Below are 14,004 nucleotides of genomic sequence, written 5' to 3' on the forward strand. Positions count from 1 at the left end.
GGCTCCTTGTTCATCGAAGGGAGGGCACGGACAGAAAAGGGGTGCTACCAGCGGACCGGCAGCGAATCCAGGCCGAACAGCACGCCGTTGTTCCTGAACGACAGCTCCTCGACGGGTCGGGCCAGCTCCAGCGTCGGGATCCGTTCGAACAGCGTCCGGTAGGCGAGCTCCATCTCGGTGCGCACCAGATGCGCCCCGAGACACAGATGGCGGCCGAATCCGAACGCGATGTGGTGCTGCTCCGAGCGCCCGGGATCGAACTGGTGCGGGCAGGAGAACACGGAACCGTCGTGATTGGCCGCGGCGACCAGCGGGGCGATGCCCTCACCGGCCTTGATGAGCTGCCCGGCGATCTCCACGTCCTCCAGGGCAACGCGCAGCGGCACCAGGTCGGCGACGGAGTAGTAGCGCAACAGCTCCTCGACCACCCGGTCGTCGCCGATCCACTGACGGTTCGACAGCAGAGTGCTCGCGCCGAGAGCGATGTTGTTCGCCGTGGTCTCCTGACCGGCGATGACCAGCAGCATCGCCGCGCCCCCGATCTCCATCGGGGTCATCGTCTCCGACCTGATCATCACGCTGATCAGGTCGTCGCCGGGACGCCGCTTCCTGATGGCGATCATCCTGCTGAAGTAGCGCAGGATCTGTTTGGACGCCTCGTCGCGCTCCTCGTCGGTGGCACTCAGTGTGACCAGGACACGGATACGCGACTCGAAGAAGCCACGGTCCGCCTGCGGTACCCCGAGCAGCGCGCAGATCACCAGAGAGGGAATCGGCACCGCGAAGTCGGAGGCCAGGTCCGCGGGGCTGCCCTTCGCCAGCAGCGCCTCGACGCAGTCGTCGACGACCTCCTGGATCCGCGGCCTCAGCTCCCTGATGCGCCGGACACTGAACTCCGGGATCAGGACCTTGCGGTACCGGTCGTGCTCGGGCGGGTCCAGCGCCGCGAACCAGCCGGGCACCTGGTCCTGCGCGGGCGGCCCGCCGGTCCGGCCGGGGCTGGGGAAACCATCGTGTCCGGGGTTGGAGCTGATCTTCGGGTTGGTGAGCACCGCGCGGACGTCCTCGTATCGCGTCACCAGCCAGACCCGGGCACCGGTGGGCATGGTGGACCAGACCAGCCCCTCGCGCTCGCGGAAGTCCTCGTACTGCTGGGGCGGGAGGGGGTCACCGGGCCGTCTCAGCGGGAAGTCGACGAGTTTCGCGGCGTCCGACATGTCAGCAGTTCCCATTTCTCTCCGCTCTCGCAATCCGGTCCGGCCCGGCTACCAGGTCACCGGCAGTTCGGCGAGGCCGCCGACCAACTCGCCGCCCCGTGTCCGCAGTTCGCCCAACGGGACCGCGGGGCGCAGTCCGGGCAGCCTCGAGAACAGGGCGGTGAACGCGGTGCTCAGCTCCACCCGGGCCAGAGGCGCGCCGACGCAGTGCCAGATCCCGTGGCCGAAGGTCAGGTGCTGGTTCGGCGAGCGGGTGACGTCGAACAGCTCCGGCTCGCTGAACGCCTGCTCGTCGAAGTTCGCCAGCGCGAAGTCGAGCAGTACCAGATCCCCGGCGTGAATGGTCACACCGGCGATCTCGATGTCCTCGCTCGCGTACCGCGGCAAGGTCGCCCCGGCTCGCTTGGCGGACCGCAGCACCTCCTCGACCGTGCCGGTCAGCAGGGTCGGATCCCGGAGCACCGCGCCGCGCTGCTCCGGGTGAGCGGACAGCAGCACCACCCCGAGGTCGATGTGGGTCGCGACACTCTCCAGCCCGGCGAACAACAGGACCGCGGCCAGCGAACCGGCATGGTCGTCCGGGATGCCCGCCTCGCACATCCGGGAGATCACATCGTCGCCCGGCTCCGCCCGCTTGCGCGCAGAGACCCCGGCGAGTAAGCCGAACAGGGCTTTTGGCCCGGTGACCATGGACTGCCCGGTGTCGATCTGGCCCATACCGGCCAGCAGCGCCGCGCATCGCTCCCGGTCCTCGTCCGGCACCCCGATCAGCTCGCACAGGATCCGCAGGGAGAACGGCGACGAGAAGTACGCGTGCAGGTCGACCGGCCGTTCCTGCGCTGCGAAGTCCTCCACCAGGTCACTCGCCAACTCCTCGATTCGCGGGCGCAGAGCGCGGATGCGCTTCGCCGAGAAGTTCGGTGTGAACAGTGCGCGTGTCCGGGCGTGCGCCTCGCGCGCAACTTGCGGGTCGTCGGCGACGAGCAGGTCGAGCAGGGAGTTCTTGACATACCTCGGAGCGGTTTCCGGGCTAGGGTGGGAGCGGCCCAGCCGCTCGTCGTGGAGCAGCTTCTTCACCTCGGCATGCCGGGTGACCAGCCAGGCTTCGTCACCCGCCGGCGTATGGACCCGGCAGACCGGAGCGCTCGCCCGCAGCTCCCGCAGCGGGCTCGGGTCCAGCACGGGCCGCGCCTCGGTGGTCAGGGCGGGCAGCTCTCGGGATGTCGGCACAGACCTCTCCTCAACTTCCTGCCCGAGCGGTCCGTCCCGGCGGCCGGGCGGCTTCGAGCGCTCTGGCAATCTCGTCGTTCACCTCGGCCTGATGGTCGGCGAGGAAGAAGTGGCCCCCGGGGAACACCTTGACCTGGAACCAGCCCTCGGTGTGCGGTCGCCAGGCGATCGCCTCCTCCAGCGTCGTCTTCGGATCCGCGTCGCCGGTCAGGACGGTGATGGGACAGCGAACTTGTCGGCTCGGCTCGCAGGCGTAGGTCTCGATCGCCCGGTAGTCGCCGCGAATCGCAGGCAGCGCCATCCTCAGCAGCTCGTCATCGCCGAACACCGCCGAGTCGGTGCCGTTGAGCAGCCTGAGCTCGGAGATGATGCCGTTGTCGTCGCGCTTGTGTACCTGCTCGTCCCGGCGGGTCGAGGGGGCGCGCCGCCCGGAGGCGATCACCGCGTGGGGCGGTTTGACCCCTTGCTGCTCGAGCCGGAAGGCGGTCTCGAAGGCCAGCACCGCACCCATGCTGTGCCCGAAGAAGACCGTGGGCTTGTCGCTGAGGGCCTGGATCTCCTCGACGAGCAGGTCGGCGAGCGCGCCGATGTCCTCGATGCACGGCTCGCGGCGTCGGTCCTGGCGACCGGGGTACTGGAGGGCCACCACGTCGGCGTCGGGCGAGAACCGTGCCGACACCGGGTGGAAGAAGCTGGCCGAACCGCCCGCGTGGGGGAAGCAGATGAGCCGCGCGGTACTGCCATCGGATGAGTGATAGCGGCGGATCCAGGCCGTTGTGGCGTCGTCCTTCGTTTCCAAGTCTCGTCGGTCCCTTCCGATCCGGATCGCGATGTCGCGCTGCCTTCAGTGGAGTCCGAACCGCACCCGCAAATCCTTAGTCTTGAGCCGTGGTCCCCTCGGTGCGGGAGGCGGGAAGACCGGGGGACGCTACTCGGCGGCTTCGCGGAACCGGTTGATGAACGGCAGGTGACGGGCGCGGGCCTGAGGGTCCTGGACGCCGAGGCCCTCGGTCGGGGCGAGACACAGTACGCCGACCTTGCCGCTGTGACGGTTTTCATGGACCCGCCGCACCGCCGCCGGGGTCTGGGCCAGCGGGAATACGGTGGAGAGGGTGGGGTGGATCTTTCCCTTGGCGATGAGACGGTTGGCCTCCCACGCCTCGCGGTAGTTGGCGAAATGGGAGCCGACGATGCGCTTGAGCGACATCCACAGGTAGCGGTTGTCGTACTCGTGGGTGTAGCCGGACGTGGAGGCGCAGGTGACGATGGTGCCGCCCTTGCGGGTGACGTACACCGACGCGCCGAAGGTCTCCCGCCCCGGGTGCTCGAAGACGATGTCGACGTCCTCGCCGCCGGTCAGCTCACGGATCCCCTTCCCGAAGCGCTTCCACTCCTTCGGATTCGGAGTCCGCTCGTCCGACCAGAACCGGAAGTCCTCCGCGCCGCGGTCGATGACGGCCTCGGCGCCCATGGACCGGCAGAGCTCCGCCTTGGCGTCCGAGGACACCACACAGACCGGGTTGGCGCCGCCGTGCAACACGAACTGGGTCGCGTACGAGCCGAGTCCGCCGCTCGCGCCCCAGATCAGCACGTTGTCGCCCTGCTTCATCCCGGCGCCGTTCCGGGACACCAACTGCCGATACGCGGTGGAGTTCACCAGCCCCGAGCAGGCCGCCTCCTCCCAGGTCAGGTGGGCCGGCTTGGGCATGAGCTGGTTGGACTTGACGAGGGCGATCTCGGCGAGGCCGCCGAAGTTGGTCTCGAAGCCCCAGATGCGCTGCTCGGGGTCGAGCATCGTGTCGTTGTGCCCGTCGGAGCTCTCCAACTCCACCGACAGACAGTGCGCCACCACCCGGTCCCCGGGCTTCCAGCGCCGCACTCCGGGCCCGGTGCGCAGCACGACCCCGGACAGATCGGATCCGACGACGTGATACGGCAGATCGTGCCGGGCGCCCTCCGGCCCGGCCTTGGCGTAGCGCTCCAGGAAGGCGAAGGTCGGCAGCGGCTCGAAGATGGCGCTCCACACCGTGTTGTAATTGATCGCGCTCGCCATGACCGCGATCAGCACCTCACCGGCGCGGGGCGACGGCGTCGGAACCTCGCTGATGTGCAGCGATTTCTCCGGATCCTTGTCCGAGGAAGCGAGCCCCTCGAACATCCCGGCCTCCTCCTTCAGCGTGAGCGCGCCGCGATAGGAATCGGGTACGGGGAGCGCGGCGAAGTCTTCGGAGGCAGCGTCATCGGAGAGAACGGCGCTGAGGATTTCTTTCACGAGATTCCGGTCCTCGGGTCGGGATGCAAGGAAGGTGTTCGACTAATCCCGCGTCATGAACGGTGTGGACAGTTCCCCCCAACGCGCGCCGCGTCAACGATCACTGAAACGGGCCCGTGCAAGGTACCGTCTCAATTCACAGGAAATTACTAGCGCCGGATGCTGTCGCCACCTGTTTTGAGGTGTTTTCTCACGACAGCTCACCGGACGGGTGCGGCACGGGGCGGCCCGTCAGGCGCTGCCGTGCGAGGACTGCGGGCAGGAACAGGCGGCCGGGCGGTGCGAGGCATACGTTCGTCGGGCACGGAGCACCTATCCGCGCGACCTCTGAGACGCGGCTGGGGTGGGCGCCCCCTCTACCCCGGGGCGGTGCCCGACCTCCGGGCTCAGTTACCCGGAGGTCGCTTGGCGCCTTGCAGCACCGGGTCCTGTGACTGCCGCCTGGCGAGTGTGCGTTTTGTGGGGGGTGGCGGCGGGGTGGTGTGCCAGCGGCGCAGGCGGTTGGAGTTGGTGACGACCGACAGGGAGGACAGGGCCATGGCGGCGGCGGCGATGACGGGGCTGAGGCGGATACCCCACAGGGGGTAGAGGGCACCGGCGGCGACGGGGACGCCGACGGCGTTGTAGATCAGGGCGAAGAACAGGTTCTGGCGGATATTGCGCATGGTGGCCCGGGAGAGCCGGATCGCGGTGACGACGGCGCTGAGGGAACCGGAGATGAGGGTGATGTCGGCGGCTTCGATGGCGACGTCGGTGCCGGTGCCGGTGCCGGTGCCGGTGCCGATGGCGAGGCCGACGTCGGCGGCGGCCAGGGCGGGGGCGTCGTTGATGCCGTCGCCGACCATGCCGACCATGCGTCCCTCGCCCTGAAGGCGGCGGAATTCATCCGCCACCCGCGGATCGGCTTCGAGCCTGTGGGTGCCGGAAACCGTGTCACCCTATGCGGCCTGCTTGTATTCGTGAATGAGGCCACCGAGCCGATCAAGCCGGGAGACCATTGTGAGGTCGCTGGCCGACCGTCGTTCAGCGGCGATCAAAGCGGCGGCATGATCCGATCCAGCGTTCCGCGATGGCGTTCATCCGCGGCACCTGGGGCAGTGTCGGAATGACACGCACACCAATCTCCTGGAAGACAGCATCGAAGCTGTCGGTGAAGTACGTGCCGCGGTCCCGGATGGGGAACTTGATCGACTCGGCATGGTCGCCGAGGTCCATGAGGTAGTTGCGTGCCTGCTGGGTGATCCAGGGGCCGGTCGGGTGTCGGGTCCGACGGATCCATGGGGAGTTGCTGGGCCTGGGACGCAAAGTCGGCGCCTCGACCGTCTGGGAGATTCTGAAGAAGGCCGGGACCAGTTAATCGCAAGGCTTCGGGCGTTGGCGGTCTTCCTGGACTTCGGGATGGGTAGGTCCACTTCCAGGCGCTGAGCCGTGCGTGCCAGCGCAGGACCGTTCACGGAGTGACCAGTAAGGGCAGCTGTGAACGCCGCTGGTTGCTGAAGATCCGGTGCAGTGCTGCCATGACGGCCCTGTCGCTCCAGGAGAACCGAGGCCGAGGCCGGTTGCGTCGCACCATGGCGAGCTGATGCCGAAGCATCAAGATCTCGGCATCTTTCGCCGCACTCGAGCGGGTCAGGAGGGCAATCCATCGGAAAGTCTGACAGGCGAGCAGGTAGATCAGCCGTATCACCACGACTCGCATGCTGCCCCAGAACAGTCGGCAGCTACCTGAGATCTGGGAAACTCGAACCAGCAGGTCAGCCCAGGTGACACACTTTCCGGCACCCACAGGCTCGATCTGCTGCCCCGTCCCTGTACCCGGCCCTCGTCGAGCAGTGCTCAGCGCGTCGGACGGTAGGTCGCGATGATCACTCCGCTGCTGGTCGGCTGAGCGCTGACCAGCTCCAGCTTCTTCAGGGTGGCGTCGTCGGCGAACAGCTTCTTGCGGCCCTCGCCGGCCACCACCGGGTGGATCAGCAATACCAGTTCGTCCAACAGGTCCTGCTCCAGGAGCGAACGCACCAGCGTGGGGCTGCCCGCGACGGTGATGTCCTTCCCCTCGCCCGACTTGAGCTCCTCGATCGCGGCCGGCAGATCGCCGTTGATGAGCGTGCTGTTCGCCCAGTCCTCCACGCTGTCCAGCGTGGAGGAGACGACGTACTTGGGCGAATCATTGATCCACTTGGCGAAGCCGGCGTCCTCGCCGTCGGTCACCGTCGGCCAGTACCCGGCCCACTCGGTGAAGGTCGCCCGGCCCAGCAGAATCGTGTCGGCCGTCTCCAGCGTCTTTCCCAGCGCCGCGCCCATCTCCTCGTCGAAATCGAACTGCCACTCGTTCGGCGACTGGGCGACACCATCGAGCGAGACGAACAGACCCGAAACAACCTTGCGCATGATTCCTCCGTGATGAGTTCGGGGTCGTCTGCCCGGTCCCGGCCGAATAGCGCTCCGGCCGGGGCGGGCCGACCCCGTCGGCTACGTCAGGAAGACTATGCGGGCACCGGGGAGGAGGGCTTGTACAGAAGCGACAGCGGCTCCGCCCTGCCCGGAGCACCCAGCTGAGTGGCGGTCCGGCCGATGAACCGGGTCAGGGACCGCGCCAGGTGCGGCTGGTCGAAATAGCCCAGCTGGTGCACGACGTCCTGCGTCGGCACCCCCTCCTGGATCAGAACCGCCGCCCCGCGGGCACGGTGGATCTGCCGGATGGCACCCCGGGTGAGGCCCGTCGCCGCGACGAAACGCCGCTGGAGGGTCCGCTCGGAGACATCGGGGGCCGCGCCGCCGAGCACCGCGGGCACGATCGGGTCGCAGTCCACGATGCCCTCACGCACCATGCGCCGCACGAACGCCTCCGCATTGTCGTAATCGGGCACGTGCCAGGCGGAACCCTTCAGCCACACGGAGCGCCGCGTCACGTCGGGGATCTCCGCGCTGCCACCCACAAGCCGGCTGATCGGCACGTGAGGCATAGAGGTGCCGAGAGCGAAGCTGATACCGAAGAACGTGGCGTCCTTGGGAACGGGAGCCAGACAGGCCCTGGGCTCCGGGCCCAGCACGGCCGCCTGCACCTGGCCGTCGTGCTCCCAGAAGACAAGCTCCCAATGCGACGCCGCGATCGACGTCATCCGGCCAACCTCGATGCTGCGGCTGCGCCATACCCTCTCGACGTACGGCAACTCCGACGGCCGACTCTCGATCTCCAGACCCAACCGGATCGCCCCCCCCGTTCCCCGCCAGTGTGTCACGTCGCGCGGACGGCCAAAGCTCCTGCGAGATGCGCGGGAGGATCCGCGCGGCTCGGCCCGAACGCGGCCAGCGGCCCGATGCCCAGGGCTCATGTGGAAGCCCAACTACATCGAGCCCAGCCTTGGGCAACTCGCGTCGGAAACCAATGTCGGAGAAACGGTCCGGCCGATAGATTCCGACACATTCTCATCGGCTACGTGCGAGTCTCGACCGCCGACCAGAACCCCGATCATCAGATCGACGCCCGCGAGCGGGCAGACCGTCCGGAAGCCGGTTCGCCTGTCAACAACGTGCTGACCCGAAACATCTAGAGGATCTCGAAGTGCCCGAATCGTGCGGAGTCGACGGCGTGGAAGTGGCGGGCGTCGAGGGTCGCGATCTTGGGGGTGTTCAGGCGCTCTGCCGCGGTCATGCCCGAGGCGTCGGTGATGCCGAGTGGGAAGTCGTGGTAGCGGCCGACGAGCTCGGCGATCCGGGGCCAGTCCCGCGCTTCGACAGGTTCGACCCGGAAGGCGCCTGCGGTGATGTCTTCGATGAGGGCGAGCTCGGCTTCGACAGCTTTCTTGGCGCCGACGGCGCGCTTGACCCGGGTGTTGATGAAATAGGAGACCTCTGCCAGGACGAGCTGGGGATCACGAGCTCGCCGTCGAAACTCTCCAGTAGGCGGCGCAGCGGGCGTGGTCAGGGTCGTTCGCGGAGAGATAGGCGAAGACGGGGCCCGCGTCGACGATCAGCTTCACGCGTCATCCGCTTCGCCACGCATGCATGCCTTGAGGTCGCGGGAGTGGGGTGCGCTGCTGTCGGCGTGCAGCGCGCCCTTGCCGCGGAGGGCGCGGACGGGACGCGAGACGACGAGTTTGGTGAGTTCTTTGGTGACCAGCTCGTCCACGGTGATGCCCTGGGCCGCCGCCAGCTGGCGCAGGCGGGCCTCAAGGTCTTCGGGCACCTGAATCGCCATGCGGCATGCGGCCAGGACATCGCGGGGCACGCTTCGGAAGGTGTCTACAGGGCGCGCACCGGTGCGAGGCTGCCGCAAGCGGTCAGAAGAGCTTGGTACGGCTGTGCACAACCACGAACGAATCGCCACCGTCCGCAATGGGGCGACAAGTGCGGATGGTCTGTCGATCTTGCTGCAAGGAATAAATAGTGTGCCAAGCGCGATGATGTGCCGTTCGAGTTTCCTCAGGGGGCTCATCGGGCCTCCTCCAGCTGCGGCGCGGCCGACTCGTGGCGCGTGGGTCCGAGGGCGGTGTGCAGTCGTTCGAGCGCGGTGATCAGCGTGTCGTCGTCGACAGCGAAGCACACGCAAATGCGTCCGGGCACGTTGAACGCCTCGCCGGGTACGACGAGGGCGTGCTTGACGCCGAGGGCGATCTGGACGTCGTCCGCGCTCCAAGAGAGCCCGGTGTCGTCGGCGATGGCGGTGGCGACGAGTGCGCGCAGGGCGGGGCCGCCCTGGACCGTCCCGTAGTGGTGGGCGGCGGGGTCGCGTAGGGCGGCGACGGCGGTCTCCACGACCACGGCGCTGGTGGCCGCCTGGAGCTCTCGGCGGCGAGCTTGACGACGTCCGCGCCCTGGGCCCGTAGTGCTTCGGCCTTGGCGGCCACGGCGAAGGCCCTGTCTCCCGAAGCTACGGCGAAGTGACAAGTAGCCCCCTGCGCGCAAGTCTCAGAAGGGGTCCGTCCCGCTTTTGAGTGAGAACGGGTTCTGCGAACGAATCCGGGGTCGGCGGGGGTCCGGCGGCCCGTGACTAGCCTTGCTCGCGCAAAGGCTTAAGCAGGCAAGGCAGGCCGCCAGCGAAAGCAGCGATGGCGTCGGCGAGGGCGTGGGGACCGGTGAGGAAGGCGTCGTGGGCTTCGCCGGGGATCTCGACGAGTCGGGCGTCGGGCAGGGCCTGGTGCAGGCGGCGGGAGACGTCCGTCAGCCAGCGGGGGCTGAGTTCGCCGATCACGAGGAGCGTCGGGATGTCGAGGGCCGCGAAGCGGGCAAGGTCGTCGCCGAAGCTGTCCATCGCACGCATCTCGCGGGCCCATGTCGGGGTCATGGACGCGCGGATGGCCCAGAACGGGGTCTGACGGAACTCCTCGATGGCTTCCTCGGGAAACCGCAGGAAGTTCCGCAGCCCGAGGGTGAGGGCTCGGTCGAGGTCGCCGGCCTGGACGGCCTCCTCGAAGGGAGCGATGGCGTCGCCGCCGACAGGGCCGCCCAGCGGGATCGGGGGCTCGTAGAGGATGAAGGCCGCCGGGGGCTGGTGCAGGGCGTGGGCGAGGGTGACCAGTCCGCCGTAGGAGTGGCCGAGCAGGATCGCGTCGGGCCCGGCGAGGCCGAGGACGGCGGCGATGTCGTCGGCCTCCCGCTGGATGGTGTGCTCACCGTTGTCGCCACTGGCGCCCCGGCCGCGGCGGTCGATCGCGTAGGTGGCGAAGCGCGGGGCCAGCAGATCGGCAAGGACCTGCCAGTCCTGGGCGGCGTTGAGGGCGCCCGGAGATACAACCAGAGGGCGGCCCTGGCCGGTGATCGTGACGGCGATCTTTGTGCCGTCGGTGGAGGTGACGTGGGCCTGGCGGGGAGCATGGGCAGTCATGGCCTTCTTCCTTATGTCGCGCTCTCGGGGAGGGGTGCGGCGCGGGCGATCCGGTCCGCCCGGGGTGGCCTTGCAGGCAGTACGGAGCGGGCCCCATCAAACGTAACATCGAAACGATGTAAGCATCGTTTCGATGTGAGATCCTGGGGTCATGCTCGAACTCGCGATCCTTGGCTTCCTCGCCGAAGGCCCCCTGCCCGGTCACGAGCTGCGCCGCCGCATCACGCACCTGACCGGCTACAGCCGTCCGGTCAGCGACGGCACCCTCTACCCGGCGATCAACCGGCTGACGAAGGCCGGGCTGATCGAACGGCGCCCTGCCCCCGGGGCGGGCGGTGGCCGGTACGTGCTGAACATGACCGCGGCAGGACGCGAGGACATGCTGCGGCGGCTGCGGGAACCGGCCGAGCACGAGATCACCGACTTCTCCCGCTGGTTCACGATCCTGGCGTTCCTCTCGCTGCTGCCCGACAGTGCCGAGCAGCACGCCGTGCTGCGCCGCCGCCTGGACTTCCTGGAGGCCCCCGCCAGCTTCTTCTACGACGGCGACACGCCGCTGCGCGCCGAGCAGGTCAGTGATCCCTACCGGCGCGGCATGCTGCTCACCGCCCGCGCCATCAGCCGCGCCGAGCGCGCCTGGCTCCACGAGGCCCTGGACGGCGACGGCATCCGAGGGCCGGACGAGCAGCCCGGCCCCCAGACCCACACCCGTGATCGGAAGGACTGAACATGCGTGCGTCCTGGTACGACAAGCAGGGCCCGGCCGCCGAGGTGCTCCAGCTCGGTGAGGTACCCGACCCCACCCCCGGCCCCGGTGAGGTCCGTGTCCGCGTCACCGTCTCCGGCGCCAACCCCGGCGATACCAAGAAGCGGCGCGGCTGGACCGGCTCGGCCATGCCCTATCCGCGGGTGATCCCGCACAGCGACGCCGCCGGCATCATCGACTCCGTCGGCGACGGCGTCGACGCGCGCCGCGTCGGGCAGCGCGTGTGGGTGTACGGCGCCCAGTCCTACCGCCCCTTCGGTACTGCCGCCCAGTACACCGTCGTCCCCGGCGACCTCGCCGTCCCGCTGCCCGACCACCTGCCCGACGACCTCGGCGCGAGCCTGGGCATCCCCGGCATCACTGCACACCGCACCGTGTTCGCCGACGGCCCCGTCAACGGCAAACTGGTGCTGGTCAACGGCGTGCTCGGCGGGGTCGGCTCGCTGGCCGCCCAGCTCGCCCGCTGGGGCGGGGCCACGGTCATCGGCACTGTCCGACGCGGCACCGAACTGGACCGGATCGATCCCGCGGTGGTCTCCCACGCCGTCGCCCTCGACTCGGGCGACCCGGCCGCCGCGATCCGCGCCCACGCACCCGACGGCGTGGACCGGATTGTCGAGGTCGCCCTGTCCGACAACGTCGACCTGGACGACGCCGTCGCCGCGAACGGCGCGGTCATCGCCGCGTACGCCACCCGCTCCGACCACACCGAGATCCCGTTCTGGACCCTGCTGTTCAACAACATCACCCTGCGCCTGCTCGGCAGCGACGACTTCCCCGCCGAGGCCAAACGCCAGGCCGCCCGCGACCTCACCGCCGCGGCCGCCGTTGGCGCCCTCACCGTCGATGTCGGCGCCCGCTTCCCGCTCGCCGGCATCGCCCAGGCCCACGACCGCATCGACGCCGGCGGCCGCAGCCGCGTCCTGATCGACATCCCCCAGTAGAGAGACTCTGGCGGGATCTCCTCATCGGTCCTCCTCCAGCAGCGTCCAGACCTCGATCAGGCCCTCCGGCTCTCATTCCTGCCGCACCCCGCGCTCCCTCCGGTCGTCATGACCGGCCCAACCTCGCCGAGCATGGTCCCCGATGAGCCCAGAAGATCAAAAATGCTGACAAGCACATCCCAGATCCGCTACAGAGAGCTACACGTCACTTCGCCGTAGCTTCGGGGGAACAGGGTCGCGAAGATCGTTCCTGTCGCGGTGAGGCTGTCGGATTCTCGCTCGTTCTCGTTCGAGCTGTCGCATTCTCATCGCTTCACGCCTGAGCGGCAGCGTTTGCTTCGTTCGTGGGGTTTGTTCTCACTTCTCCAGTCCCGTTTCTCGCTGTACCTGTAACGGTAGGTTTCGGCAGGTATGTGGATCCAGGGGTGGCGATGGACCTGGGGCTAGGTTTCATCCATGAACCAGCGTCGGGTTCCCCACCCGTTTACGGCAGTTGACAGCTGGCCGCGGCCAATCGAACTCGTCGACATCCTGCGACGGTTGGCCGCCGAACCGTTTTACGGTGCGTACGAGCAGCGACTACGAGAACTCCTCCAGGCCCGTCCAGGCGGGCGCTTCCTCGACGTGGGTGCCGGAGCAGGGGGACAGCGCCCTCGCCCTGACTGCCGAATCCGGAGCACAGGTAGTGGGAGCGGACAGTTCCCTGACCATGGCCGGCACGATGAGGAAGGGGGGCCTCGCACACGTCACCGTCGCGGACGGACACCGTCTGCCGTTCCATGACTCATGCTTCGACGGCGCGTGGGCAGACCGCGTGCTGCAACACGTGGAAGATCCAGAACAGGTCATCGATGAAATGACCCGCGTGGTCCGCCCCGGCGGCCGGATCGTACTTGCCGACCCCGACTACGCAACCCAGGTACTCGACATCGAGGACCAGCACCTCGCCACCCGAGTTCTCCACTTCCGCGCCGAAGCCGCACTTCGCAACGGCACCCTGGCACACCGACATCCAGGGATGCTCGCCGCCCGCGAACTGGAAGACGTCACGGTGGAGGCCCGGACCCTTGTCGTCCGGGACCCCACGGCCGTCGACAACGTCATGGGGCTGAGGACCTGGGCCCACACTGCCACCGCTCGCGGATACCTTGACCAGTCTGAAGCTGACAGGTTCGTCGCCCAGTTCGATCAAGCAGTCCGCACCGGACGCTTCACCTATGCCGTGACCTTCTTCCTGACTTCGGGCCCACTGCAGGACGTCCGCCACGGGCTCGGGCACACTCCGTCCGCCAAGACGACCGTTGACCAGATGGTGGCCATGCTCACCTCCGCCCGTCTTCTCTCCGAGGCCGTACTGCTCCGCCGGCTCGGGTTCAGCGAGGCCCAGTGCCGCCGGTCGCTCGACTACCAACAGGACCGGGGAACCGCCTCCGCGCTGATGAAGAAGAGCTTCCCGGACGCAACCCCCCACCGCTCCACCTCGACGTGACCGATACCGCGAAACACTGATCGGCACGGATCACAAGGGCAGCTCCGCCAACTCGCGGTCTCGGCGGCGGCGGACATGGCCACGCCGTAGAACGCACGATGTCCTCGCTAGCATCGCCTGCACCCTCATCTGCTACCGCCGACTCATCAAATGAGATGATTTCTTACTGATCTTTTCGTAAGTTCGGTGGGTGTGGTGGGTGGATGGTCAGGCCGGTATGGGCGAGGAATGACCATGGCAGTCGGGGGTTGGCGTTGAT

General features: G+C 68.1%; 13 protein-coding genes and 1 pseudogene. 3 read left to right on the plus strand and 11 right to left on the minus strand.

All coding sequences use genetic code 11. The features are described from left to right. Positions 1-44: 44 nt before the first annotated feature. The 11 genes and pseudogenes from ACH4TL_RS45495 to ACH4TL_RS45545 form a co-directional block, all read right to left on the minus strand. Positions 45-1,217, minus strand: coding sequence for a cytochrome P450 (locus tag ACH4TL_RS45495; RefSeq protein WP_398331807.1), 1,173 nt, complete (start codon positions 1,215-1,217; stop codon positions 45-47). A gap of 48 nt (positions 1,218-1,265) precedes the next feature. Then, a complete protein-coding gene (locus ACH4TL_RS45500) occupies positions 1,266-2,447 on the minus strand; it encodes a cytochrome P450 (RefSeq protein ID WP_398331804.1) in 1,182 nt (393 codons plus the stop codon). A gap of 10 nt (positions 2,448-2,457) precedes the next feature. Beyond that, entirely contained in the window at positions 2,458-3,246 is a 789-nt protein-coding gene (locus ACH4TL_RS45505; protein WP_398331801.1) for a thioesterase II family protein, read from the minus strand. Between the two features lie 129 nt (positions 3,247-3,375). After that, positions 3,376-4,719, minus strand: coding sequence for a crotonyl-CoA carboxylase/reductase (gene ccrA / locus ACH4TL_RS45510; protein WP_398331798.1), 1,344 nt, complete (start codon positions 4,717-4,719; stop codon positions 3,376-3,378). Between the two features lie 386 nt (positions 4,720-5,105). Continuing rightward, positions 5,106-5,597: pseudogene (locus ACH4TL_RS45515) on the minus strand (HAD-IC family P-type ATPase); the annotation flags it as partial. 145 nt (positions 5,598-5,742) lie between these two features. Then, positions 5,743-5,934 carry a hypothetical protein gene (locus ACH4TL_RS45520; protein ID WP_398331795.1) on the minus strand — a complete coding sequence of 64 codons (192 nt, stop codon included), beginning with the start codon at positions 5,932-5,934 and terminating at the stop codon, positions 5,743-5,745. 621 nt (positions 5,935-6,555) lie between these two features. Next, positions 6,556-7,110: a dihydrofolate reductase family protein gene (locus ACH4TL_RS45525; RefSeq protein ID WP_201857255.1), complete on the minus strand. Its 555-nt coding sequence runs from the start codon at positions 7,108-7,110 to the stop codon at positions 6,556-6,558. A gap of 95 nt (positions 7,111-7,205) precedes the next feature. Then, complete coding sequence (locus tag ACH4TL_RS45530; protein ID WP_398331792.1) at positions 7,206-7,925, minus strand: helix-turn-helix domain-containing protein; 720 nt, start codon at positions 7,923-7,925, stop codon at positions 7,206-7,208. Positions 7,926-8,698: 773 nt separating this feature from the next. Next, positions 8,699-8,950, minus strand: coding sequence for a hypothetical protein (locus ACH4TL_RS45535; RefSeq protein ID WP_398331789.1), 252 nt, complete (start codon positions 8,948-8,950; stop codon positions 8,699-8,701). A 203-nt stretch (positions 8,951-9,153) separates the two neighbouring features. Continuing rightward, a complete protein-coding gene (locus tag ACH4TL_RS45540) occupies positions 9,154-9,477 on the minus strand; it encodes a hypothetical protein (protein WP_398331786.1) in 324 nt (107 codons plus the stop codon). Between the two features lie 235 nt (positions 9,478-9,712). Next, a complete protein-coding gene (locus ACH4TL_RS45545) occupies positions 9,713-10,546 on the minus strand; it encodes an alpha/beta fold hydrolase (protein ID WP_398331783.1) in 834 nt (277 codons plus the stop codon). Between the two features lie 151 nt (positions 10,547-10,697). Between ACH4TL_RS45545 and ACH4TL_RS45550 the strand changes: the two genes are divergently transcribed. The 3 genes from ACH4TL_RS45550 (at position 10,698) to ACH4TL_RS45560 (ending at position 13,745) form a co-directional block, all read left to right on the plus strand. Continuing rightward, complete coding sequence (locus tag ACH4TL_RS45550) at positions 10,698-11,273, plus strand: PadR family transcriptional regulator (protein ID WP_398331780.1); 576 nt, start codon at positions 10,698-10,700, stop codon at positions 11,271-11,273. Between the two features lie 2 nt (positions 11,274-11,275). After that, positions 11,276-12,256 carry an NADPH:quinone reductase gene (locus ACH4TL_RS45555; protein ID WP_398331777.1) on the plus strand — a complete coding sequence of 327 codons (981 nt, stop codon included), beginning with the start codon at positions 11,276-11,278 and terminating at the stop codon, positions 12,254-12,256. Positions 12,257-12,941: 685 nt separating this feature from the next. After that, on the plus strand, positions 12,942-13,745 hold the full coding sequence (locus ACH4TL_RS45560; protein WP_398425522.1) for a methyltransferase domain-containing protein: 804 nt from the start codon (positions 12,942-12,944) through the stop codon (positions 13,743-13,745). Positions 13,746-14,004: the final 259 nt, after the last annotated feature.

The organism is Streptomyces sp. NPDC021115, from assembly GCF_044333065.1.
GTDB lineage: Bacteria > Actinomycetota > Actinomycetes > Streptomycetales > Streptomycetaceae > Streptomyces.